19 protein-coding genes and 1 pseudogene are annotated in these 21,830 nt (G+C 68.3%); 11 read left to right on the plus strand and 9 right to left on the minus strand.

Going from position 1 to position 21,830, the window contains the following annotated elements; translation table 11 throughout:
• The 3 genes and pseudogenes from AB4120_RS22910 to AB4120_RS22920 all read left to right on the plus strand — a co-directional run.
• A pseudogene (locus AB4120_RS22910) lies at positions 1-216 on the plus strand (bifunctional UDP-4-keto-pentose/UDP-xylose synthase); the annotation flags it as partial.
• A 7-nt stretch (positions 217-223) separates the two neighbouring features.
• On the plus strand, positions 224-1,114 hold the full coding sequence (locus AB4120_RS22915; protein ID WP_144197148.1) for a polysaccharide deacetylase family protein: 891 nt from the start codon (positions 224-226) through the stop codon (positions 1,112-1,114).
• Positions 1,115-1,199: 85 nt separating this feature from the next.
• Positions 1,200-2,354: a Fic family protein gene (locus AB4120_RS22920; RefSeq protein WP_149139219.1), complete on the plus strand. Its 1,155-nt coding sequence runs from the start codon at positions 1,200-1,202 to the stop codon at positions 2,352-2,354.
• Here the strand turns inward: AB4120_RS22920 and AB4120_RS22925 are convergent.
• Positions 2,317-4,662, minus strand: coding sequence for a heavy metal translocating P-type ATPase (locus AB4120_RS22925; protein WP_149139218.1), 2,346 nt, complete (start codon positions 4,660-4,662; stop codon positions 2,317-2,319). The genes AB4120_RS22920 and AB4120_RS22925 overlap by 38 nt on opposite strands.
• Positions 4,663-4,808: 146 nt before the next feature.
• Here AB4120_RS22925 and czcI point away from each other — a divergent pair, with 146 nt between their 5' ends.
• The 4 genes from czcI to AB4120_RS22945 all read left to right on the plus strand — a co-directional run bounded on the left by czcI (position 4,809) and on the right by AB4120_RS22945 (position 10,963).
• Positions 4,809-5,174 carry a cation efflux protein, CzcI family gene (gene czcI / locus AB4120_RS22930; RefSeq protein ID WP_149139217.1) on the plus strand — a complete coding sequence of 122 codons (366 nt, stop codon included), beginning with the start codon at positions 4,809-4,811 and terminating at the stop codon, positions 5,172-5,174.
• A gap of 79 nt (positions 5,175-5,253) precedes the next feature.
• Positions 5,254-6,507, plus strand: coding sequence for a TolC family protein (locus AB4120_RS22935; RefSeq protein ID WP_441642897.1), 1,254 nt, complete (start codon positions 5,254-5,256; stop codon positions 6,505-6,507).
• Positions 6,508-6,526: 19 nt separating this feature from the next.
• Positions 6,527-7,774 (plus strand): efflux RND transporter periplasmic adaptor subunit, encoded by a 1,248-nt coding sequence (locus AB4120_RS22940; protein WP_149139215.1) that lies wholly within the window; start codon positions 6,527-6,529, stop codon positions 7,772-7,774.
• A 15-nt stretch (positions 7,775-7,789) separates the two neighbouring features.
• Positions 7,790-10,963 (plus strand): efflux RND transporter permease subunit, encoded by a 3,174-nt coding sequence (locus tag AB4120_RS22945; protein WP_441642898.1) that lies wholly within the window; start codon positions 7,790-7,792, stop codon positions 10,961-10,963.
• On the opposite strand, the gene AB4120_RS22950 is transcribed toward AB4120_RS22945, so the two are convergent.
• From AB4120_RS22950 to AB4120_RS22960, 3 genes are read right to left on the minus strand one after another with little or no spacing between them, the layout of a single operon-like run.
• A complete protein-coding gene (locus AB4120_RS22950; RefSeq protein ID WP_149139433.1) occupies positions 10,947-11,354 on the minus strand; it encodes a VOC family protein in 408 nt (135 codons plus the stop codon). The genes AB4120_RS22945 and AB4120_RS22950 overlap by 17 nt on opposite strands.
• A 49-nt stretch (positions 11,355-11,403) precedes the next feature.
• Positions 11,404-12,876, minus strand: coding sequence for a heavy metal sensor histidine kinase (locus tag AB4120_RS22955; protein ID WP_262389801.1), 1,473 nt, complete (start codon positions 12,874-12,876; stop codon positions 11,404-11,406).
• Positions 12,877-12,882: 6 nt separating this feature from the next.
• The gene (locus tag AB4120_RS22960) at positions 12,883-13,560 is read right to left on the minus strand and encodes a heavy metal response regulator transcription factor (protein WP_092299922.1); all 678 of its coding nucleotides are present in this window, start codon (positions 13,558-13,560) and stop codon (positions 12,883-12,885) included.
• Positions 13,561-13,756: 196 nt separating this feature from the next.
• On the opposite strand from AB4120_RS22960, the gene AB4120_RS22965 reads away from it, so the two are divergent.
• On the plus strand, positions 13,757-14,116 hold the full coding sequence (locus AB4120_RS22965) for a hypothetical protein (protein WP_149139214.1): 360 nt from the start codon (positions 13,757-13,759) through the stop codon (positions 14,114-14,116).
• Positions 14,117-14,144: 28 nt separating this feature from the next.
• On the opposite strand, the gene AB4120_RS22970 is transcribed toward AB4120_RS22965, so the two are convergent.
• Entirely contained in the window at positions 14,145-14,450 is a 306-nt protein-coding gene (locus AB4120_RS22970; protein WP_149139431.1) for an H-NS family nucleoid-associated regulatory protein, read from the minus strand.
• A 322-nt stretch (positions 14,451-14,772) separates the two neighbouring features.
• Between AB4120_RS22970 and AB4120_RS22975 the strand changes: the two genes are divergently transcribed.
• The gene (locus AB4120_RS22975) at positions 14,773-15,021 is read left to right on the plus strand and encodes a copper resistance protein CopQ (protein WP_149139213.1); all 249 of its coding nucleotides are present in this window, start codon (positions 14,773-14,775) and stop codon (positions 15,019-15,021) included.
• A 30-nt stretch (positions 15,022-15,051) separates the two neighbouring features.
• On the opposite strand, the gene AB4120_RS22980 is transcribed toward AB4120_RS22975, so the two are convergent.
• Positions 15,052-17,115, minus strand: coding sequence for a putative bifunctional diguanylate cyclase/phosphodiesterase (locus tag AB4120_RS22980; protein WP_149139212.1), 2,064 nt, complete (start codon positions 17,113-17,115; stop codon positions 15,052-15,054).
• Positions 17,116-17,475: 360 nt separating this feature from the next.
• Between AB4120_RS22980 and AB4120_RS22985 the strand changes: the two genes are divergently transcribed.
• Positions 17,476-17,658, plus strand: a complete 183-nt coding sequence (locus AB4120_RS22985; protein WP_144197135.1) for a glycine zipper 2TM domain-containing protein — start codon at positions 17,476-17,478, stop codon at positions 17,656-17,658.
• A gap of 316 nt (positions 17,659-17,974) precedes the next feature.
• Here AB4120_RS22985 and AB4120_RS22990 read toward each other — a convergent pair whose 3' ends face one another.
• The 3 genes from AB4120_RS22990 to AB4120_RS23000 are packed head-to-tail and all read right to left on the minus strand — an operon-like array spanning position 17,975 to position 20,598.
• A complete protein-coding gene (locus AB4120_RS22990; RefSeq protein ID WP_149139211.1) occupies positions 17,975-19,147 on the minus strand; it encodes an acyl-CoA dehydrogenase family protein in 1,173 nt (390 codons plus the stop codon).
• Between the two features lie 12 nt (positions 19,148-19,159).
• On the minus strand, positions 19,160-20,143 hold the full coding sequence (locus tag AB4120_RS22995) for a Bug family tripartite tricarboxylate transporter substrate binding protein (RefSeq protein ID WP_149139210.1): 984 nt from the start codon (positions 20,141-20,143) through the stop codon (positions 19,160-19,162).
• 41 nt (positions 20,144-20,184) lie between these two features.
• Positions 20,185-20,598 (minus strand): cupin domain-containing protein, encoded by a 414-nt coding sequence (locus AB4120_RS23000; protein WP_149139209.1) that lies wholly within the window; start codon positions 20,596-20,598, stop codon positions 20,185-20,187.
• A gap of 255 nt (positions 20,599-20,853) precedes the next feature.
• Between AB4120_RS23000 and AB4120_RS23005 the strand changes: the two genes are divergently transcribed.
• Positions 20,854-21,822 carry a tripartite tricarboxylate transporter substrate binding protein gene (locus AB4120_RS23005; RefSeq protein WP_149139208.1) on the plus strand — a complete coding sequence of 323 codons (969 nt, stop codon included), beginning with the start codon at positions 20,854-20,856 and terminating at the stop codon, positions 21,820-21,822.
• Positions 21,823-21,830 lie beyond the last annotated feature (8 nt).

Here is a 21,830-nt window from a genome sequence, read left to right on the forward strand (position 1 = left end):
GAGGCGCGCAAGACGAAGATCGTGGAGACGTCCTCCGGCGAGTTCTACGGCAAGGGCTACCAGGACGTGCAGCACCGCGTGCCGAAGATCGACAACACGATCGAGGAGCTGGGCTGGCAGCCGAAGCTGAACATGGAGCAGGCGCTGCGCCGCATCTTTGAGGCCTACCGCGACAAGGTGGTGGAGGCGCGTACGCTGGTCGACGCCTCGCACTGAGCACGGCATGGCACGCATTGCCCTGAAAGTGGATGTGGACACGCTGCGCGGCACCCGCGAAGGCGTGCCCAAGCTGCTGTCGATGCTGGCCGCCGTGCAGGCGGAGGCCACATTCCTGTTCAGCCTCGGCCCGGACCATACGGGCTGGGCGCTGCGTCGCGTGTTCCGGCCCGGCTTCCTGAAGAAGGTCTCGCGTACGTCGGTGGTGTCCAACTACGGGCTGCGCACGCTGATGTACGGCGTGCTGCTGCCGGGCCCCGACATCGGCCGCAAGGGCGCCGCCGAGATGCGCGCGGCCGCCGCAGCCGGGCACGAGTGCGGCATCCACACCTGGGACCACGTCTACTGGCAGGACAACGTGCGCACGCGCGACGCCGCCTGGACGCGCCGCCAGATGCAGCACGCCCACCGCCGCTTCGTGGAGATCTTCGGCACGCCGCCCACCACGCACGGGGCGGCAGGCTGGCAGATGAACGACGACGCGTTCCTGCAGATCGACGACTGGGGCATGGCCTACGCCTCCGACGGACGCGGCACGGCGCCGTACATCCCCACCGTGGCGGGCAAGCCCTGCCGCCACGTGCAGATGCCGACCACGCTCCCCACGCTCGACGAGCTGATCGGCGTGGACGACCTCACCGAGGACAACGTCCACCACGCGCTGCTGCGCCTGACCGAGGGGCCCGGCGATCACATTTTCACGCTCCACACGGAGCTGGAAGGCGGCAAGCTGGCGCCCGTGTTCGAGCGCCTGCTGGCCGGCTGGCGCGCGCAAGGCCACGACCTGGTGTCGATGGCCACCTACTACCGCCACCTCGATCGCACCGACCTGCCGCAACTGCCCGTCACCTGGGGCGAGATTGCCGGCCGCAGCGGGGAACTGATCATCCAGCCGTGAGCTTGCGGTGATTAGCCCCCTTAATCTCCGCAAATTATGCGGAGATTAAGTTGCGCATGCGGAGATTAGCGACCATAATCTCCGCATGAAACGCGGCGATTACACCTATATCTGGCAGGCCTCCGGCTGGACGCACTGGCGCTACGACCTCAATGTGCTGGCGCAGCCCATCGCCGAGGTCAGCCGTGCCCAAGGCATGTTGCTGGGGCGGCTGACGGATCTCGGCCTGGCGCTCCGCGATCAGGCCAGCCTCGCCGCGCTCACCGACGATGTGGTCAAAACCAGTGAAATCGAGGGGGAGCACCTGAAGGTGGAGTCGGTGCGCTCCTCCATCGCCCGGCGCCTCGGGGTGGACATTGGCGCGTTGGCGCCCGTGGATCGTCATGTCGAAGGCGTGGTGGAAATGGTGCTGGACGCCACGTCCAACAGCATGGCGCCCATGACCCGGGAACGCCTGTTCGGCTGGCACGCCGCGCTGTTTCCCACCGGATACTCCGGGCTGTCGTCGATCAACACGGGCCGTTGGCGCGACGACGCCAAAGGTCCGATGCAGGTCGTCTCCGGCCCTGTTGGCCGCCAGCGCGTGCATTTCGAAGCACCGCCGGCCGATCAACTCGAAGACGAGGCGAGCCTGTTCCTCAAATGGTTCAATGCCGCGCCCAAGGACCCTCCCCTCATCCGGGCAGGGCTGGGTCACCTGTGGTTCGTCACCATGCACCCGTTCGATGACGGCAACGGGCGCATCGCGCGTGCCATCGGCGACCTGCTGCTGGCGCGCGCCGACGGCACCTCGCAGCGCTTCTACAGCCTGTCGGCGCAGATCCAGCGCGAGCGCGCGGCCTACTACGACATCCTGGAGCGAACGCAGCGGGGATCGAGGGAGGTGACCGAGTGGCTGGTGTGGTTCCTGAACGCGCTCCACCGTGCTGTCGACCACGCCCACCTCAACCTTGACGCGGTACTGGCAAAAGCGCGCTTCTGGCATCACTGGGCCATGCTGCCGTTGAACGAGCGGCAGGTGAAGCTTCTCAACCGGCTGCTCGATGGTTTCGACGGCAAGCTCACCAGCAGCAAGTGGGCGGCCATCGCCAAATGCTCACCGGACACGGCGCTGCGGGATATCAATGACTTGATGGCGCGCGGCGTGCTGAGAAAAACCGACGGCGGCGGGCGCAGTACCGGTTACGAACTGGACGACAGGTTCACGAACGCACATCCCGCGCCAGCCGTAGCCCGTTGAACACCACCAGCAGGCTGGCGCCCATGTCGGCGAACACGGCCATCCACATCGTGCCCATGCCCATCACGGTCAGCACGAGGAAGACCGCCTTGATGCCCAGCGCCAGCGCGATGTTCTGCTTGAGGATGGCCGCCGTGCGCCGGGATAGCTGCACGAAGACAGGGATCTTGCGCAGGTCGTCGTCCATCAGCGCCACATCGGCCGTTTCGATGGCGGTATCGGTGCCCGCCGCGCCCATGGCGAAGCCGATGTCCGCGCGCGCCAACGCCGGGGCGTCGTTGATGCCATCGCCCACCATGCCCACGCCGCCACCGTGCGTGTGCGCCTGCCCGGCCAGCGCCGCGATGGCGTCCGCCTTGTCCTGCGGCAGCTGATTGCCACGCACCTCGTCGATACCCACCGCCGCGCCAATCGCCTGCACCGTGTGCGGGTTGTCGCCGGACAGCATCAGCGTCTTCACGCCCAGCGCGTGCAGCGCCTCGATGGCCTGCCGGCTGGTGTCGCGCACCGTATCCGCCACGCCGAACAGCGCCAGCGCGCGCGGATTCGCCCCGTCCATCTCGGCCGACGCCAGCAGGACAAGGGTCTTGCCCTGCCGCTCGATGGCCTCCAGCCGGGCCTCGAGCGCGGGCGAGCACGCGCCGAGATCGTGGATCAGGCGATGGTTGCCGAGGCAATACGTCACCCCGGCCACGCTGCCGAGCACGCCCTGCCCGGGCAATGCGGCGAAATCGTCCACGGCCAGCGGCGCGATGCCTTCCGCCTCGGCCGCCACGGCCACGGCCCGCGAAACCGGGTGATCGGAGCGCGCGGCCAGGCTGGCCGCAATCGCACGGGCCTGCGGCAGGTCGTCCGCCAGCAGGGCAAAGTCGGTCTGCACCGGCTTGCCGTGCGTGAGCGTGCCGGTCTTGTCGAGCGCCAGCCACGCCAGGTGCCGGCCCTGCTCCAGATAGACGCCGCCCTTGATCAGGATGCCGCGCCGCGCGGCGGCGGCCAGCCCGCTGACGATGGTCACCGGCGTGGAGATCACCAGCGCGCACGGGCAGGCAATCACCAGCAGCACCAGCGCCTTGTAGATCCAGTCGAGCCAGGCGCCGCCCAGCAACAGCGGCGGCACCACCGCCACGGCCACGGCCAGCGCGAAGACCACCGGGGTGTAGATGCGCGCGAACTGGTCCACGAAGCGCTGCGTCGGGGCGCGGCTGCCCTGAGCGGCCTCCACGGCGTGGATGATGCGGGCCAGCGTGGAATCGCTGGCCGGGGCGGTCACGGTGTATTCGAGTTCACCGGACTGGTTGATCGAGCCGGCGTACAGCGGATCTCCCACGGCCTTGTCGACCGGCACGCTCTCGCCCGTGATCGGCGCCTGGTCCAGCGCGGACTGCCCGCGCAGCACGCGGCCATCGATCGCCACGCGCTCGCCGGGGCGCAGGCGCACCACGGCGCCCACGGCTACGTCGCGCGCCGTCACGGCCAGCCAGGTGCCGTCCGGCTGCTGCACGGTGGCCTGCTCGGGCGCCATCGCCATCAGCCCCCGCACGGCGTTGCGTGCGCGGTCCAGGGAGGCGGCCTCGATCCGTTCCGCCAGCGCGAACAGCACCATCACCATCGCCGCCTCGGGCCACTGGCCGATCAGCATGGCGCCGGTGACGGCGATGCTCATCAGGGCATTGATATTGAGATTGCCGTGGCGGATGGCGATCCAGCCCTTGCGATAGACGCCCAGGCCGGACACCAGCACAGCGGCCAGCGCCAGCACGGCGGGTGCGTACGGCAGGCCCCATTCGAACCAGTGCGCCGCCTCGGCGGCCAGTGCGGTGACGCCGGCCAGTGCCAGTGGCCACCAGGGCTTGGGCGCTTCGGCGGCAGCGGGGGCATCGGCCTGGGTGTCGGCATTCAGCGGCTGGGCGTGCATGCCGAGCGTGGCAATCGCCTTGACCACGACATCGGTCGAATCCAGCGTGTGGTGGACGGTCAGCACGCGCTGCATCAGGTTGAAGTCGAGCGCGGCCACGCCGGCCATGCCGCCGAGCTTGTTGCGGATCAGCGTTTCCTCGGTCGGGCAGTCCATGGCCTCGATGCGGTAGGCGGCTGAGCGTGTGCCGGCCGGGGCGGCCTTGGGCTGGCGGATGGGCGCCGCCGCCGCGCCGCAGGCTGCGCCGCAGCAGGCGTGTTCGGCGGCAGGTTCGGCGGCATGGACATGGGCATGCGCGTGGCCATGATCCTGTGCGTGATCATGATCGTGCCCATGGTCATGGTCATGCGAATGTGTATGCGGCATCACGTGATCGGCGGTATGGCGAGCCATGGCGGATAAAGTTGGTCTGGTCTGATGCCATTGAAGACCCTGTAGTCGCTACAAGGTCAAGCCGTCTGGGGCGGAATCCGCACAGATGCGCCAGATGACACGGTTGTCACGTGCGCCGCCGCCGCCGCCCCGTATAATCGGCCGCCATGCGTCGCCTGTTCCTCGTCTTTCTCGCCATCCTGCTGCCGATCCAGTTCGCCTGGGCCGGCGCTGCGGCGTATTGCGCACATGAGGAGCGCGCACCGGCAAATGGCGCCAGTTGGCACATCGGCCACCATAGCCACGTGCATGCCGGCGCAGATGCCAACCAAGACGCCGCCAAGCCTTCCCCGAAACTCCCCGACGCCGACTGCGCCGCCTGCCACTTCCCCGGCTCGCACGGGGTGATTGCGCAGGCCATCCTGCCCGGCAGCTACCATTTCGTCACCGTGCGCTACCTGCCGCGTGTTGCGGGCTTCGGCTCCATCCCCGCGCCCGTCCCAGACCGGCCCCAGTGGTCGCGTCCCGCCTGAGCGGCGAGACGCGGACAATCCCCCTTCCCTGACTGCCTGACGTCTCGCCGATTTTCCCTGTCTGCAACGGTGAAATTCGATGAGAAACCTTGTATTGCCCTGGGCAATGGCCGCCGCATTGGCATGGTGCGGCCCCCTGCCCCATGCCGCCGCACAACCTGCCTCGCCGCCCGCCAGTCAGGAGCCGCCCGGCCCGCTGACGCTGGAGACCGCGCTGGCGCTGGCCATCGCACAGAACCCCACGCTCTCCGCCGCGCGCCACGAACTTGACGCCACCGAAGGCGGCATCACGCAGGCGCGCGTGATACCGAACCCCGAAGTGGCCGTGCTGATGGAAGACACGCGCCAGTCCACCCGAACCACCACGGCGCAGATGAACCTGCCGGTGGAGTTAGGCGGCAAGCGCGCCGCGCGGATCGGCGCGGCCCAGCGCACGCGCGAACTGGCGCAGGCGCAGCTGGACGCCACGCAGGCCGACCTGCGCGCCAGCGTCATCGGCGCCTTTTTCAACGTGCTGGTGGCGCAAGAGCGCCTCAGGCTGGCGGCGGGTGCCGTCGACATCGCCCGGCGCGGCGCCAACGTGGCCGCGCGCCGCGTGGCGGCCGGCAAGGTCTCGCCAGTGGAGGAAACCAAGGCCGGCGTGGAGCTGGCGAATGCCGAACTCGAACGCGCCGAGGCCGATGCGGCACTCGTCGCCGCGCGGCAGGCGCTGGCCACGCTGTGGGGCAACCCGTCGCCCCAGTTCGCCGAAGCGGATGGCAGCCTCGACACCCTGCCCGCACGCCCGGACGCCCTCGTCCTGCGCGAAGCGCTCGACGCCGCCCCCGCCACCGTGGCAAGCCAGCGTGAACTGGCGCGCCGGCAGGCCGAGATCAACGTGGAGCGCAGCCGCCAGTATCCCGATGTGACGCTGAGCCTTGGCGCCAAGCGGGAAAATGCCTCCGACCGGGGCTACTACCCGGTGCTCGGCGTGGCGATTCCGCTGCCGCTGTTCGACCGCAACCAGGGCAACCTCTACACCGCCATCCGGCAGGCCGACAAGGCCGCGGACGCCTATCGCGCCACGCGGCTCCGGCTGGACCACGACCTGCAACAGGCCACCAGCCAGCTTGCCGTCTCGCGCGGCTCGGCGCAGACGCTGCGCGACACCGTGCTCCCGGCCGCCCAGCGCGCCTATCAGGCTGCCACGCAGGGCTTCGAGGCCGGCAAGTTCAGCTATCTCGAAGTGCTGGACGCCCAGCGCACGCTGTTCCAGGCGCGCATCCGCTATCTCGGCGTAGTGGCCAATGCCTGGCAGGCCGCCACCACGATCGACCGCATTCTCGGCCGCTGACGCGCCGCAAGGATTACCCATGACCCTCACACGAAAACAAGGCGTGGCCATCGCGGCCATCGTCATCTGCGGCCTGATCGCCGCGCTGGCGCTGCTGCTGGTGGGCCGCGAGAGCGGCTCGCACGACGACCACGGCCATGGCGAGCACGGCGAGCAAGGCGAGCACGGCGAGCACGGCGGACACGGAGACAGGGAAGCCGCCGCATCCGCGCCGCAAGCCCCGGGCGCCGCGCCGGCCCCCGGCCTGATCGCCATGACCCCCGAGCAGATCGCCAACGCCAACCTCGTGCTGCGCACCGCCGGCCCGGGCCGCATCCGCAGCACGGCGCAGTTCCCGGGCGAAATCCGCTTCAACGAGGACCGCACCGCCCACGTGGTGCCGCGCGTGGCAGGCGTGGCCGAGGCGGTCGCGGCCAATCTCGGCCAGCGGGTGAAAAAGGGCGACCTGCTGGCGGTCTTCGCCAGCACGCAGTTGTCCGAACTGCGCAGCGAATGGCTGGCCGGCCAGCGGCGGCTGGAGCTGGCCCGCAGCACCTTTGCCCGCGAGAAGCGGCTCTGGGAAGACAAGGTGTCCGCCGAGCAGGACTACCTGGCCGCCCGCACCGCCTTGCAGGAGGCCGAAATCGCGGTGCGCAACGCCGCGCAGAAGCTGACCGCCATCGGCGCGAAGCCTTCGGCGGACGGCATCAACCGCTTCGAGCTGCGCGCGCCGTTCGACGGCATCGTCGTCGAGAAACACCTGTCGCTGGGCGAAGCCGTGGGCGCCGACACCGCCGTCTTCACCCTCTCCGACCTGACCACGGTCTGGGCCGAATTCGTAATCGCGCCGAAGGATCTCGGCCATGTGCGGCTCGGGGAGGCGGTGCGCGTCACCTCCACCGCGTTCGACGGCACCGCCGACGGCAAGGTCTCCTACGTGGGCGCCCTGCTCGGCCAGCAGACCCGCACGGCCACCGCCCGCGTGACGCTGGCCAACCCCGAGATGGCGTGGCGCCCCGGCCTGTTCGTCACGGTCAGCGTGAACACGGGCGAAGTGGACGCCCCCGTGGTCATCGAGACGGAAGCCCTGCAGACCGACGACGGCCACACGCAGGTCTTCGTGGCGGTGCCGGGCGGCTTCGCGGCGCGCACGGTCAAGACTGGCCGCACGGACGGCCAGCGCATCGAAGTCACGGACGGCCTGCCCGCCGGCACGCGCTACGTGGCGGCCAACAGCTTCGTGCTGAAGGCCGAACAGGGCAAGGCCGGCGCCGAGCACGCCCACTGACCGGAGCGACCACACATGTTCGAACGCATCCTCCGCTTCGCCATCGCGCAGCGCTGGCTGGTCATGCTGGCCGTGCTGGCCATGGCCGCGCTAGGTTCCTACAACTACGGCCGGCTGCCCATCGACGCCGTGCCGGATATCACCAACGTCCAGGTCCAGATCAACACGGCGGCGCCGGGCTACTCGCCGCTCGAGTCCGAGCAGCGCATTACCTATCCGATCGAAACCGCCATGGCCGGCCTGCCGGGGCTGGTGCAGACGCGCTCGTTGTCACGCTACGGGCTGTCGCAGGTCACGGTGATCTTCCATGACGGCACCGACATCCATTTCGCGCGGCAACTGGTCAGCCAGCGCATCCAGGACGCCCGCGCGCAGCTGCCGGCCGGCGTGGCGCCGCAGATGGGGCCAATCTCGACCGGCCTCGGCGAGATCTACCTGTGGACCGTGGAGGCCGAGCCCGACGCGCGCAAGCCGGACGGCACGCCCTACACCGCCACGGACCTGCGCGAGATCCAGGACTGGCTCATCAAGCCGCAGCTGCGCACCGTGCCGGGCGTGACCGAGATCAACACGATCGGCGGCTTCGCCAAGGAGTACCTCGTGGCGCCGAACCCGGAGAAGCTGGCGGCCTACGGCATGTCGCTCCAGCACGTGGTGCAGGCGCTGGAGCGCAACAACGGCAACGTCGGCGCCGGCTATATCGAGCGGCGCGGCGAGCAGTATCTGGTGCGGGCGCCGGGGCAGGTGAAGTCGATCGACGACATCCGCGACGTGATCGTCGGCACCGCGCAGGGCCAGCCGATCCGCATCCGGGATCTGGCCGATGTGGGCCTGGGCCGGGAGTTGCGCACCGGCGCCGCCACCGACAATGGCCGCGAGGTGGTGCTCGGCACGGTCTTCATGCTGATTGGCGAAAACAGCCGCGCCGTCTCGCGGGCGGTGGATGCACGCATGGTGGCGATCAACAAGTCGCTGCCGGCCGGCGTGCGGGCGGTAACGGTCTACGACCGCACCGTGCTGGTCGACAAGGCCATCGCCACGGTCAAGAAGAACCTGCTGGAAGGCGCCGCGCTGGTGGTGGCGGTGCTGTTCCTGTTCCTCGGCAACCTGCGCGCGGCGCTGATCACGGCGATGGTGATCCCGCTGTCGATGCTGTTCACGTTCACCGGCATGGTGGCCGCCGGCATCAGCGCCAACCTGATGAGCCTGGGCGCGCTGGACTTCGGCATCATCGTCGATGGCGCAGTGGTCATCGTGGAGAACTGCGTGCGACGGCTGGCCCATGCGCGGCAGACCGCCGGACGGTCACTGACGCGCGCCGAGCGCTTCGAGGAGGTGTTCGCGGCGGCGCGGGAGGCGCGGCGGCCGCTGGTCTTCGGCCAGTTGATCATCATGATCGTCTACGTGCCGATCCTGGCGCTGACGGGCGTAGAGGGCAAGATGTTCCACCCGATGGCGAACACCGTGGTGCTCGCGCTGCTGGGCGCGCTGATCCTGTCGGTGACCTTCGTGCCCGCCGCCGTGGCGCTGTGCATTGGCGACCGCGTGGCGGAGAAGGAGAACCGCGTGATGGGCTGGGCGCGCCGCTGGTACGCGCCGGCGCTGTCGCGCGCGCTGGCCAATACGCCGGTGGTGCTGACCGGCGCCGTGGTGGCTGTGCTGCTGAGCGGGATCATGGCCACGCGGCTCGGTAGCGAGTTCATCCCCAACCTGAACGAGGGGGACTTCGCCGTGCAGGCGCTGCGCATTCCGGGCACCAGCCTGACACAGTCGGTGGCGATGCAGCAGCAGATCGAAACCCGGCTGAAGGCGAAGTTCCCCGAGGTGGAGCGCGTGTTCGCGCGCACGGGCACGGCGGAGATCGCGGCGGACCCGATGCCGCCCAACATCTCGGACGGCTACATCATGCTCAAGCCGCGCGACCAGTGGCCCGATCCGTCCCGCTCGTACGATGCCCTGCGCGCGGCCATGTCGGCCGAACTGGAACAACTGCCCGGCAACCGCTACGAGTTCTCGCAGCCGATCCAGCTCCGCTTCAACGAGTTGATCTCCGGCGTGCGCAGCGACGTGGCTGTGAAGCTCTACGGCGACGACAACGCCGTGCTCGCCGCCACCGCCCAGCGCATCGCCGAGGTGCTGCAGCGCGTGCCCGGCGCCGCCGAGGTCAAGGTGGAGCAGACCTCGGGCCTGCCGGTACTCACCGTGGACATCGACCGCGCGCGCGCCGCGCGCTACGGACTCAACATGGCCGATGTGCAGGAAACCGTGGCGATTGCCGTGGGCGGTCGCGACGCCGGCCTGTTCTATCAGGGCGACCGCCGCTTCAATATCGGCGTGCGGCTGCCGGAGGGGATTCGTGCCGATGTGGAGGCGCTGCGACGCCTGCCCATCCCGCTGCCGGCTTCGGAAACCAGGGGGGCCGAGGCGCGCACGAACTACATCCCGCTGGGCGAGATTGCGACGCTGGAGATTGCGCCGGGGCCGAACCAGGTATCGCGCGAGAACGGCAAGCGGCGCATCGTGGTCAGCGCCAACGTGCGCGGGCGCGACGTCGGCAGCTTCGTGCCGGAGGCGATGGGCGCCGTCGAGCGCGGGGTGGCGGTGCCCGCCGGCTACTGGATTGCCTGGGGCGGGACGTTCGAGCAGCTGCAATCGGCCACGCAGCGGCTCGGCATCGTGGTGCCGCTGGCGCTGCTGCTGGTCTTCGCGCTGCTGTTCGTCATGTTCGGCAACCTGCGCGACGGCCTGCTGGTCTTCACCGGCATTCCGTTCGCGCTGACGGGCGGCGTGCTGGCGCTCTGGCTGCGCGGCATGCCGCTGTCGATCTCGGCAGCGGTGGGGTTTATCGCACTGTCTGGCGTGGCGGTGCTGAACGGGCTGGTGATGCTGTCGTTCATCCGCACCCTGCGGGACGCGGGCCAGCCGCTGGACGCGGCCGTCACCACCGGCGCCCTGACCCGCCTGCGGCCGGTGCTGATGACGGCGCTGGTGGCGTCGCTGGGCTTCGTGCCGATGGCCATCGCCACCGGCACGGGCGCCGAGGTACAGCGCCCGGTGGCCACGGTGGTGATTGGCGGCATCCTGTCATCGACGGCCCTGACCCTGCTGGTTCTGCCGGTGCTGTACCGGTGGGCGCATCGGCGCGGGGGGTTGGCCGCCGCCGGGCCTGCTGCTAGTGCTCGCAGTTGACCATCCAGCTCATGCCGAACTTGTCGACGAGCATGCCGAATCCTTCGGCCCAGAACGTCTTCTGGTACGGCATGAGCACCCGCCCGCCTTCGGCCAGCGCCTCGAAGATGCGCTTGCCTTCCGCGTTGGGCACGTAGCCCACGGAGAGCATGAACCCCGAAAAGGGATATGGCTCGCCTTCCCGTCCGTCCGAGGCCATGATCTGGCTGTCGCCGATCTGGATGTTGGCGTGCATCACCTTGTCCCCCCAGGCCGGCGAGGCCGGCGCCTCTCCCGGCGGCGCTTCCTTGTAGCGCATCAGGAACGTCACCTTGGCGTCGAGCACCTTGCCGTAGAACGCCATCGCCTCGTCGAAACGGCCACCAAAATCGAGATACGGTTGTACCTGCATATCGGTCTCCTTCACGTCACGTGGGTTGCCCGGATCCGGGCGCCGACCATTATGCGCCGGCCCTGCCGCCGGTCAACGCGTCCGGAAAATCGATCTCGAACTCGGTCTGCACCGCATCGCTGCGCACGGTGACGCTGCCGCCATGGAGCCGCATGATGGTATCGACGATGGCCAGCCCCAGCCCCGTGGAGTTGGCCGAATTGCGGCGCGAGGGGTCGGCGCGGTAGAAGCGCCCGAACAGGTGCGGCAACGACTCCGGCGCAATGGCCGGGCCGGCGTTGGCCACGCGGATGTCGGTAAACCCGGGCCGGCCGCGCCCCACCGCCACGCGCACGGTGCTGCCGGCCGGCGCGTGGCGCAGGGCATTGTCGAGCAGGTTGATGATGGCGCGCCGCAGCAACGTGCGGTCGGCGGTGACCGTAGCGGCGCCCGACACCGCCACCGTGACGTCGCGGTCGGCCGCCACGGCCTCGAAGTACTCGGCCACCTTGTCCAGCTCCGCGCGGGCATCCAGTTCGCATGCGCCCAACGCCACCTGCGCGTTGTCCGCGCGGGCCAGGAACAGCATGTTCTCGATCATCCGCGCCAGGCGCTCGTATTCCTCGAGGTTCGATTCGAGCAGCGATTCGTACTCGGCCGGGCTGCGTCGCTGGGCCAGTGTGACCTGCGTCTGCCCCACGAGATTGCTGATCGGGGTGCGGAAGTCGTGCGCCAGATCGGCCGAGAATGCCGAGAGGCGCGTGAAGCTGTCTTGCAGACGCGCCAGCATGCCGTTGAGCGCGCCGGCCAGCTCACGCAGTTCCTCGGGTGCGCCGCCCACGTCCAGCCGTGTGGCCAGCCGGCTGGTGGTCACCGCCGCCGCGTCGCCGGCCATGCGGCGCAGCGGCCTTAAGCCCCGCCGCGCCAGCAGGTAGCCCAGCGCCGCCGCCACCAGCGCGCCGCACAGCACGGCGCCCAATAGCTGGCTGCGGTATTCGCTCATCAGCGCCACGCGGTAGCCGGCGTCGCTGAGCACGATGATCTCCACGGCGCGATCGGTATTGCCCACCACGCCCAGCGCGGCCATGCCGCGCGAGGGCACGCCGTTGCGCGGATACCAGGTTTGGAGCATGCCCTTGTCCGGCGCGGCGGTGGCCGGCAGCACGCGCAGCGGCGGCACCGACTCGTTGCGCGGGTTCAGCGTGATCAGCGGCTCGCCCTGACGCGTGCGCACCACGAGGATCAGGCCCTCATGGCCCATGGCGATATCGGCAAACCGGTGGGTGTCGGCGCGGATCTCGGCTTCGTCGCCCACCTCGCGCAGCAAGTGGCGCACGAGCAGGATCTCGCCGACCAGCTCGCTTTCGTCACGCGCCTGGAGCTGGCTGTCGAGCGCGCTGGAGAGGTAGGCCGCCACGCCCACCAGGATCAGCGCCGTGGTCAAGCCATAGGCCAGCGCCAGCCGCGTGGTCAGGGAGGCCGGGAGGGACACCGGCAGCGCGCCGGAGAGGCGGCCCAGCATTCGTCGCCATCGACGCGCCATGGCCGCTCAGCCCTCGTCCGATTCGTCGAGCACGTAGCCCATGCCGCGACGCGTGTGGATCAGCTTGCGCGGGAACGGGTCATCCACCTTGGCGCGCAGCCGGCGAATGGACACATCCACCACATTGGTATTGCTGTCGAAGTTCATGTCCCAGACCTGGGAGGCGATCAGCGAGCGCGAAAGCACCTCGCCCCGGCGCCGCGCCAGCAGTTGCAGCAGCGCGAACTCTTTCGAGGTCAGGTCGATCTTTTGCCCGGCACGCGAGACGCGGCGCCGGATCGCGTCGATCTGGAGATCGGCCACCTCCATGAACTCGCTCTCGCGCAGCGGCCCGCGCCGCAGGATGGTGCGGATGCGCGCCACCAGTTCGGCGAAGGCGAATGGCTTGACCATGTAGTCGTCGGCACCGAGTTCCAGGCCCTTGAGGCGGTCGGACAGCTCGTCGCGGGCGGTCAGGCAGAGCACCGGGGTGTCCTTGTCGCGGCGCAGTTCGCGCAGCACCTGCCAGCCGTCCATGCCGGGCAGCATCACGTCCAGCACGATCAGGTCGTAGTGCTGCTCGCGCGCGTGGCCCAGGCCGTCCACGCCGTCACGGGCGAGATCGGCCACGAAACCTGATTCCGTGAGGCCCTTGAGCAGGTAATCGCCGGCCTTGGGTTCGTCTTCAACAATCAGGATGCGCATGGAATGTCACTGACAACAGCTTCGGGTTGCGGGGGAATCCACGACACTAGCTGAGGTTGGCACGCAATGGGCGAAGATTGCAGGAATGTCATCTTGGCGCCAGCGTTCTGACGGGTGGAATGCCAGTACAATGCGCGCTGCCATGATGTAAGGACGCCGCCTGTGCGTCCCGTCTGGCGCGCCCCTGATATCCGCAATGAAACGCCTGCCTGCCCTCTCCCTGCTGTGCCTTGCCCTGTCCACCCTGCCCGTTTCCGGCGCCAGCGCGGCGGTCATGGTATCCAGCGTAGCGGAAGTGGCCGGTTTGTCGATGTCGGAACGGCATGTGGCCATCAAGGCCGAGGCTGAAGCCGCCATCATCAACACGGATGCCGCCCAGTGCACCGAGGCGACCAGCGCGGCCAACCTGCCTTCGCCCCTGCCAGTGCTTGCGGAACTGCCGCGTGTGGCGCTTGAGCATCATCGGCACTCGGTGCCGATGGCTACGCCCGCAGCATTCGCCACCTCAGCCGCCTACGTCCCGCTGCCGGTTGAGCGCCCGGCCCCTCACTGCTGAACCCGCCGCGTGGCGCTCACGCCACCCTTCAGTCCACGCGATAAAAGTCGATCGATTGCCCCGCGTTGACCGCGCGCTGGAGCCAGTCGGGATATTCACCGGTACCGTCCCACGTCTGCCCCATCGCATTGCGGTAGAGCACTCGTACTTGCGCCATTTCCGGTTGGGTGGCGGTAACGGGGGGGGCGTCGGTTTCCACGGCGACAACGTCGCCGTCTTCACTATCGGCAAAGCAACCTGCCTCGACCAGATCGTCGAACGTCAGGCCATGGCGATCCATTTGCTCGCGGATCCACGCTACCGCGGCTTGTTTGGTGGCATCAGACTCGGACATGACTATCGTGCGGCGCCCGCCGCCAGGTGGGCGGGCTGGTGAAAGACCTTTTTGGGGGAATGGCCCTGAACGGCTGGGCCAGTACGGATTCTACAGGGTGTTTGCTCCGCCCCCGCCGCATTTCGTGCGGCGGCACATCGTAATAGCGCGAGATTTGCTGCATGACAGCATTGTCATCGATGGGTCATCTTGGCGTCGGGGGCGCGCTTCTAGACTGCCTGCCATGGTCGCCATCAGTCCAGTGCGCGCCGTCATGCACGACGCCACGCAGCGCGACCCAACGCAGCTCCCGCCTCCCGGGGACACGCAACGGAGTCTCACTATGCCTTCTATCCGACAAACCATCCGACAAACCATCGCCTACGCCGCGCTCGCCGCCACGCTGGCCGGCACCGCCGGACTCGCCCACGCCGCGCCGCGTTCGGCCGACCCGTTCACCGACGGCGCCCGCGTGGGTGCGCGCGATGTCTATACCGACGGCGCCCGCGCCGTGCACGACACCCGCAACCCCTTCGTGGACGGTGCGTTCAGCGCCACCGGCCCGCGTGACGCGTTCGACAGCGGCGCCTGATCGACACCCCTCCCTCCCGCGCAGGCGGCTTCAGCCCGCCTGCTCCACGCCGGGAAACTGCGACGCGGGCATCGGGCGGCCCAGCAGGTAGCCTTGCAGCGCGTCGCAGCCCAGATCGGCAAGGAAGGTCCGCTGCGCGGCCGTTTCCACACCTTCCGCCACCACCTGCAGCTTCAGCGTGCGGCCCAGCGCCACGATGGCTGACACGATGGCCGCGTCCTCCGTATCTTCCGCAAGATCCCGCACAAAGCCGCGATCGATCTTCAGTTCGCTGGCCGGAATCCGCTTGAGGTGCAGCAGGCTCGAATAGCCGGTGCCGAAGTCATCGATGGCGATGCGCACGCCCATCTCGTCCAGTTGCGTGAGGATGGCCAGGCTGGCCTCCACGTCGCGCATCGCCGTGGACTCCGTGATTTCCAGCGTCAGGCTGCCCGGTGGCACGCCGTGGTGCGTCAGCGCCCGCCCCACCGACTCGACCATGCCGGCATGGCAGAACTGCAGCGCCGACAGGTTGACCGCCATCGACCAGCCCGTATGGCCCAGCGCGTGCCACTCGGCCAGTTGGCGGCACGCCTCGTCGAGCACCCAGCCGCCGATCGGCACGATGGCGCCGGTCTTCTCCGCCAGCGTGATGAACTGGTCCGGCATCAGTTGGCCGTGTGTGGGGTGGTTCCAGCGCAGCAGCGCCTCCGCGCCGACCAGCTCGCCGCCCGCCGCGGCGAACTTGGGCTGGTAGTGCAGCTGTAGCTGGCCGTGCTTGAGCGCGCCGCGCAGGTCCTGGATCAGCGCCTGCTGCGTGCGCGCCTGGTGATTCATCGAGCGCTCGAAGAAGCAGTACGCGTTGCGGCCGGCCGCCTTGGCGTGATACATCGCCGCATCCGCGTTGGACATCAGCGCGTCCTGGTCCTGCCCATCCGCCGGATGCAGGGCAATGCCGATGCTTCCCGAAACGTGAAGCGCGTGGCCGCCTACCTGCACGGTCTCGCGCAGCGCCTCCAGCAGCCCTTCGGCGATCATCCCGGCATCCTCGGGTTCGTCGACGCGCACCAGCAGCACGAATTCGTCGCCGCCCACGCGGGAGATGGTGTCATCGGCCCGCACCACCGTGCGCAGCCGCCGGGCGATTTCCACCAGCAGGCCGTCGCCCACGTGATGGCCGTAGGTATCGTTCACGCCCTTGAAGCCGTCGAGATCGACGAACAGCACGGCAAAGCGCACTTGCTGGCTGGCGCTGGCCTGGATCACCTGCGCGAAGCGGTCGTCCAGCAGCGCGCGGTTCGGCAGATGGGTGAGCTTGTCGTGCAGGGCCAGGAATTCGAGTTCCTCATTCGCCACGCCGAGCGCCTGCGCCAGCACGGCGGTGCGCATCTCCAGCCGCATATCGAGTACCGAGGTAATCAGCGCCACCGCCAGCACGCAGACCGTGACGACGAGGATGGGCAGCGCCAGCGATCCGCTGTGCACGCCATCCCGCGCCGCGCCGCACACGCTGCCGAGCGGAAACTGGGCCGCCGCCATGCCCGTGTAGTGCATGGCGGCGATGGCCACGCCCATCACCACGGCCGCGCCGAGGCGCAGCTGGTGGATGCGCGGCATGTTCCGGCGCAGCCGGAAGGCAATCCACAGCGCCACGCCCGACGCCGCCACCGCGATCCCAATCGACAGCACGAACAGCCACGGCACGTAGTGGATGCCCGGCTGCATGCGCAGCGCGGCCATGCCGGTGTAGTGCATGCTGGCCACGGCGGCGCCGAGCACCAGCGCGCCCATCACCAGTCGGCGCCGGGGCAGGTGTTCCTGGCAGACCAGCTTCAGCGCGAAGGCCGAGGCGACGATGGCAATCCCCAACGAGCCCACCGTGATGGCCGGATCGTAGCCCAGCGGAATGGGCAGCCGGAATGCCAGCATGCCGACGAAATGCATGGACCAGATGCCCAGCCCCATGGCGACCGCGCCGCCGGCCAGCCACATATGGGCATAGCGCCCGCGTGCGGTGGCGATACGGCCGGCCAGGTCCAGCGCGGTATAGGACGCGAGGATGGCCACCAGCAGGGAAAACAGGACGAGAAGCGCGTCGTAGCTCGGGGAAATCATGTAGGCGCGTGACGAAGCAGTGGCTCGGAGAGCCGGAATTCTGAGGGGTGGCGCCGCGCGAGCGTGCAATTCCCGGTATCAGTAAGGTTATCGGCGGATGGAGGGCAGACTTTAGCGGGATTGCGTTATGCCTGCCTACCCTTTTCCCCGGCCCACGCCCGTTCCTCCGGCTTGCCGAGGGCTTGACATGAGGCCCAGCGAGCCCGCCCGCCGTCCGACAATTCCTACATCTCAATCGGCGCGCGCCGGAATGGCTGCGCCCGGCGCCCCACCTATTCTTGAGTCGTGGCGGGAGCGCCGCATCGCAGATCAGCGAGACCTACGCAATGCGGCGCGGCCCCGGAATGCAGGAGAGTAACCATGTGGAAACGACTGGCTGGCGCGCTCGCGGTGGGCGCATGCTGTTGGGCCCTCTCGGGCTGCACGGCAACCGGCGCCGTCGCGGGCGGCGTTGTCGGACACGAAGTGAGCGACGGTAGCGCCTTGGGTACGGTGGGCGGTGCCGTGGTCGGTGGCGTGATTGGCCACGAGCTTGGCAAGTAAAGATTAGAGGTAAGTAACGTTTTCCGCGGTCTGGATGGCGGGCAGGGTCGTCCAGGCTAGCGCGGCATATGCTTGAAGATGGGAAGGATATGCCGCCGCGCGCCGCGCCATGAGCATCGGCTGTTGTGTTTTTCAACGATGAGCGGACGTTTTCATCGCTGAAAGGCATCGCGGCACACAACGGTGTCAGATCTCCCGATCGTCATGGCGCGGCCGTGGGAAACCCTGCAATGAGAAAGCCCCGGCGCGCGTGACCGGGGCTTTTTCTTTTCCTGCTTTTCCTGCCCTGCTGTTCCTGCGATCACACCTGATCGAACTAGTACGATTTCGGCAGCCCCAGCACGCGCTCGGCGATATGGCACATGATCAGCTGGGCGCTGACCGGCGCGATGCGCGGGATGTACGACTCGCGCAGGTAGCGCTCGACATGGTATTCCCGCGCATAGCCCATGCCGCCCAGCGTCAGCACGGCGGTCTGGCAGGCCTGGTGCGCGGCCTCGGCGGCCAGGTACTTGGCGGCGTTGGCCTCGGCGCCGCACGGCTTGCCATTGTCGTAGAGCCAGGCCGCCTTCCACACCATCATGTCGGCGGCTTCCAGCGCCATCCACGCCTGCGCCAGCGGATGCTGGATGCCCTGGTTCTGGCCGATGGGCCGCCCGAACACGGTGCGCTCGCGGGCATAGCGGGTGGCGGCTTCCAGTGCGGCGCGCCCCAGCCCCACGGCTTCGGCGGCAATCAGGATGCGCTCCGGGTTCAGGCCGTGCAGGATGTACTCGAAGCCTCTGCCCTCCTCGCCAATGCGGTCCGCCGCCGGCACCATCAGGCCGTCGATGAACAACATGTTCGAGTCCACGGCGCCGCGGCCCATCTTGTCGATCTCGCGCACCTCGATGTGCTTGCGGTCCAGCGCCGTATAGAACAGGCTCAGGCCCTGCGTGGGCTTGGCCACGGCCTCCAGCGGCGTGGTGCGCGCCAGCAGCAGCATGCGCGTGGCTACCTGCGCGGTGGAGATCCAGATCTTGCGGCCATCCACGCGATAGGCACTGCCGTCAGCCGTACGCACCGCCTGGGTCTTCAGGTGGGTGGTATCGAGCCCCGCGTCCGGCTCGGTCACGGCGAAGCATGCCTTCTCCTGCCCGGCGATCAGCGGCGGCAGCGCGGCCGCCTGCTGGGCCTCGGAGCCGAACACCACCACCGGGTTCAGGCCGAACACGTTCATGTGGATGGCGGACGCGCCCGAGAATCCCGCCCCGGACGCCGACACGGTCTGCATGATCAGCGCCGCCTCGGTAATGCCGAGCCCCGCGCCACCGTACTGCTCCGGCATGGCAATGCCGAGCCAGCCCGCGCCGGCCATCGCCTTGTGAAACGCCTCGGGAAACTCATGGCGCTGATCCAGCCCGGCCCAGTAGTCGGGGCCGAAGTCGCTGCATAGCTGGCTTACGGCTTCAACGATGGCGTTCTGTTCAGGTGTCCTTTCGAAGTTCATCGGCGTCTCGCGTTATTCCGGCTGGATGCCAGCGTCCTTCACCAGCTTGGTCCACTTGACCAGCTCGCCCGTCACAAAGCCGGCGAACTGCTGCGGATTCTGGCCGAAGGCCTCGAAGCCCAGCGCCTCGAAGCGCGGCGCCACCTCCTTGCTCGACGCAATGCGCGACAGCTCGCGATTGAGCCGTTCGACGATCGGTTGCGGCGTCTTGGCCGGCGCGAACACGCCGTTCCAGGAAGTGATGTCGAAGCCTTTCATCTCCGGGGTGTCGGCAATCGGCGGCAGGTCCGGCAGCAGGCGGCTGCGCTGCGCGGTGGTCACCGCCAGCGCGCGCATCTTGCCGGCCTTGACGTTGGCGATGCCGGCGGCCACGTCGACGAACATCATCGGCACCTGGCCGGCAATCACATCGGTCATGGCCGGCGGCGTGCTCTTATAGGGCACGTGCAGCAGGTCCAGCTTGGCCAGCCGCGAGAACGTGGCGCCAGAGACGATGCCCGTGCTGTTGCCGCTGGCGTACGACATACCCGGATGCGCCTTGGCATAGGCAATCAGCTCAGGCACCGTCTTGACCGGCAGCTTGGGATTGATCACCAGCATGAATGGCAGGTTGCCCATGCGGCCGACCGGCGTGAAGTCCTTGATCGGGTCATAGGGCAGCTTCTTCATCAGCGACGGATTGGCCGAATGCGTGGTGTTGGTGGTCATGAACAGCGTGTAGCCGTCCGGGGCCGCCTGCGCAACCAGCTCCGCCGCGATGGCGCCATTGGCGCCGGGGCGATTATCAACCACCACGTTCTGGCCGAGCGCATCGCCCAGCTCCTTGGCGGTGATGCGGGCCACGGCATCGGTGCCGCTGCCGGCGGCAAACGGCACGACGAGGCGAATCGGCCGGCTGGGCCAAGTGTCAGCGGCATGAACCTGCGGCAGGGTTGCCAGGGCGGGCAGCGCCAGGATGGCGGCGGCAAGCACGCGCCGCGCACGGAAAGTCGGCATGGAGGTCTCCTCGGATTCTTATATAGGCAGGCGGCGCGGATTCAGGCGGGACGGATGACGCGGTCCGGCGATTCCTCGTAAGGCGGAGCGTAGATCACGAGCAGCTTGACGGGCTCGTCGCTGATCACCGTGAAGACGTGCATCGCTTCAGCGGGAAAGAAGCAGCAGTCACCGGGGCCCAGTTCCTGGGACTGCCCGTTGACTTCGGCCCGCGCGCGGCCTTCCAGCACATAGCAGACCTGTTCGATGCCCGGGTGCGCGTGCGGCAGCGCGCCCTTGCCGCGCTCGATGGTGCCGTGGATGACTTCGAGCTGGGTGGCGCCGACGTTCTCGCGCCCGATGATGCGGCGGTTCAGCGTGCCGACGTGATTGGCGGGGTGGTAGCCGGCAACGTCCTCGGTGCGGACGAAGTACACCGGCCCCGATGCGGGTGATGCGGGTGATGCTTGGGTCATGAAGGGCTGTCTCCAACAGGGTGCTACAACGGTCGCCGCGCGGCATCACGGGCGCCTATTTTCATGTTTGTGAAACTGATTTTATGCTCATGAAAAACGAAGTCAACTAGGGGATGGCCCTTGGGTGTGGCGCGGGCGCACATCAAATTCATGAATCTGAGGCACGAATGAAGTGCATCGACATAAATTATGTCGCCCCAGGCAAATGCTAGGATGCCCTCCCATAACGACACATATCCAAAAGGAGACAACCCCATGAAGCTCAGCCACCTCGCCTGTTCTGCCTTGCTCGCCTGCACCGCCGTCGTGGGCACGGCCTCGGCCCAGTCCTACCCGCAACGCCCGGTCCGCCTGATCGTGCCCTACGCGCCCGGCGGCAGCGCCGACATCGCCGCGCGCCTGATTTCGGATGCCTGGGCGAAGAGCCTCGGTGGCACCCTGGTGGTGGAGAACCGCGCCGGGGCGGGCGGCAATATCGGTGTGGATGCCGTCGCCAAGTCGCCGGCGGATGGCTACACCATCGGCCTGCAAACCGTGTCGCTGGCCATCAACCCGGGCCTGTTCCCGCGCATGCCGTATGACACGCTGAAGGACCTCGCGCCGATCGGCATGGTGGCCAGCTCGCAGCACGTGCTGGTGGTCAACAACAAGGTGCCGGCCAGGAATCTGCAGGAACTGATTACCCTGGCCAAGGCGTCGCCGGACAAGCTGACCTACGGCTCCGCCGGCAATGGCAGCACCTTCCATATGTCGGCGGAGCTGTTCAAGTCCGTGGCCAATGTGTCGATCGTCCACGTGCCCTATCGCGGCGGCGGCCCGGCCCTGGTGGACACCATCGCCGGACAGGTGGATATGAGCTTCCCCGTGATTTCCGCCGCCCAGCAGCACGTGCAGGGCGGCAAGCTGACCGCGCTGGCGGTGACCGGCGCCAAGCGCTCCGCCCTGCTGCCGAACGTGCCGACCGCCGCCGAGGCCGGCCTGCCCGATTACCTGTTCGAGACGTGGTTCATGGTCTTCGCGCCGGCCGGCACGCCCAAGCCCGTCATCGACAAGCTCAACACCGCGCTGAACAGCGCGCTGGCCGCGCAGGCCACCAGGGAGCGCATGGTCAAGGAAGGCTTCGAGCCCACCCCGACCACGCCGGAAGCCGCCCGCCAGCGCCTGGAGCGCGAAATGCCGATGTGGGCCAAATTGATCAAGCAGCGCGGCATCACCGCCGAATGACCTTAGCA

The organism is Cupriavidus sp. 2KB_3, from assembly GCF_052115685.1.
Classification (GTDB): domain Bacteria; phylum Pseudomonadota; class Gammaproteobacteria; order Burkholderiales; family Burkholderiaceae; genus Cupriavidus; species Cupriavidus campinensis.

Excerpts from the sequence above, each read along its gene's own strand:
- AB4120_RS22915 (WP_144197148.1), top strand. The coding sequence starts at position 224 with ATGGCACGCATTGCCCTGAAAGTGGATGTGGACACGCTGCGCGGCACC.
- AB4120_RS22920 (WP_149139219.1), top strand. The coding sequence starts at position 1,200 with ATGAAACGCGGCGATTACACCTATATCTGGCAGGCCTCCGGCTGGACG.
- AB4120_RS22925 (WP_149139218.1), bottom strand. The coding sequence starts at position 4,662 with ATGGCTCGCCATACCGCCGATCACGTGATGCCGCATACACATTCGCAT.
- czcI (WP_149139217.1), top strand. The coding sequence starts at position 4,809 with ATGCGTCGCCTGTTCCTCGTCTTTCTCGCCATCCTGCTGCCGATCCAG.
- AB4120_RS22935 (WP_441642897.1), top strand. The coding sequence starts at position 5,254 with ATGAGAAACCTTGTATTGCCCTGGGCAATGGCCGCCGCATTGGCATGG.
- AB4120_RS22940 (WP_149139215.1), top strand. The coding sequence starts at position 6,527 with ATGACCCTCACACGAAAACAAGGCGTGGCCATCGCGGCCATCGTCATC.
- AB4120_RS22945 (WP_441642898.1), top strand. The coding sequence starts at position 7,790 with ATGTTCGAACGCATCCTCCGCTTCGCCATCGCGCAGCGCTGGCTGGTC.
- AB4120_RS22950 (WP_149139433.1), bottom strand. The coding sequence starts at position 11,354 with ATGCAGGTACAACCGTATCTCGATTTTGGTGGCCGTTTCGACGAGGCG.
- AB4120_RS22955 (WP_262389801.1), bottom strand. The coding sequence starts at position 12,876 with ATGGCGCGTCGATGGCGACGAATGCTGGGCCGCCTCTCCGGCGCGCTG.
- AB4120_RS22960 (WP_092299922.1), bottom strand. The coding sequence starts at position 13,560 with ATGCGCATCCTGATTGTTGAAGACGAACCCAAGGCCGGCGATTACCTG.
- AB4120_RS22965 (WP_149139214.1), top strand. The coding sequence starts at position 13,757 with ATGAAACGCCTGCCTGCCCTCTCCCTGCTGTGCCTTGCCCTGTCCACC.
- AB4120_RS22970 (WP_149139431.1), bottom strand. The coding sequence starts at position 14,450 with ATGTCCGAGTCTGATGCCACCAAACAAGCCGCGGTAGCGTGGATCCGC.
- AB4120_RS22975 (WP_149139213.1), top strand. The coding sequence starts at position 14,773 with ATGCCTTCTATCCGACAAACCATCCGACAAACCATCGCCTACGCCGCG.
- AB4120_RS22980 (WP_149139212.1), bottom strand. The coding sequence starts at position 17,115 with ATGATTTCCCCGAGCTACGACGCGCTTCTCGTCCTGTTTTCCCTGCTG.
- AB4120_RS22985 (WP_144197135.1), top strand. The coding sequence starts at position 17,476 with ATGTGGAAACGACTGGCTGGCGCGCTCGCGGTGGGCGCATGCTGTTGG.
- AB4120_RS22990 (WP_149139211.1), bottom strand. The coding sequence starts at position 19,147 with ATGAACTTCGAAAGGACACCTGAACAGAACGCCATCGTTGAAGCCGTA.
- AB4120_RS22995 (WP_149139210.1), bottom strand. The coding sequence starts at position 20,143 with ATGCCGACTTTCCGTGCGCGGCGCGTGCTTGCCGCCGCCATCCTGGCG.
- AB4120_RS23000 (WP_149139209.1), bottom strand. The coding sequence starts at position 20,598 with ATGACCCAAGCATCACCCGCATCACCCGCATCGGGGCCGGTGTACTTC.
- AB4120_RS23005 (WP_149139208.1), top strand. The coding sequence starts at position 20,854 with ATGAAGCTCAGCCACCTCGCCTGTTCTGCCTTGCTCGCCTGCACCGCC.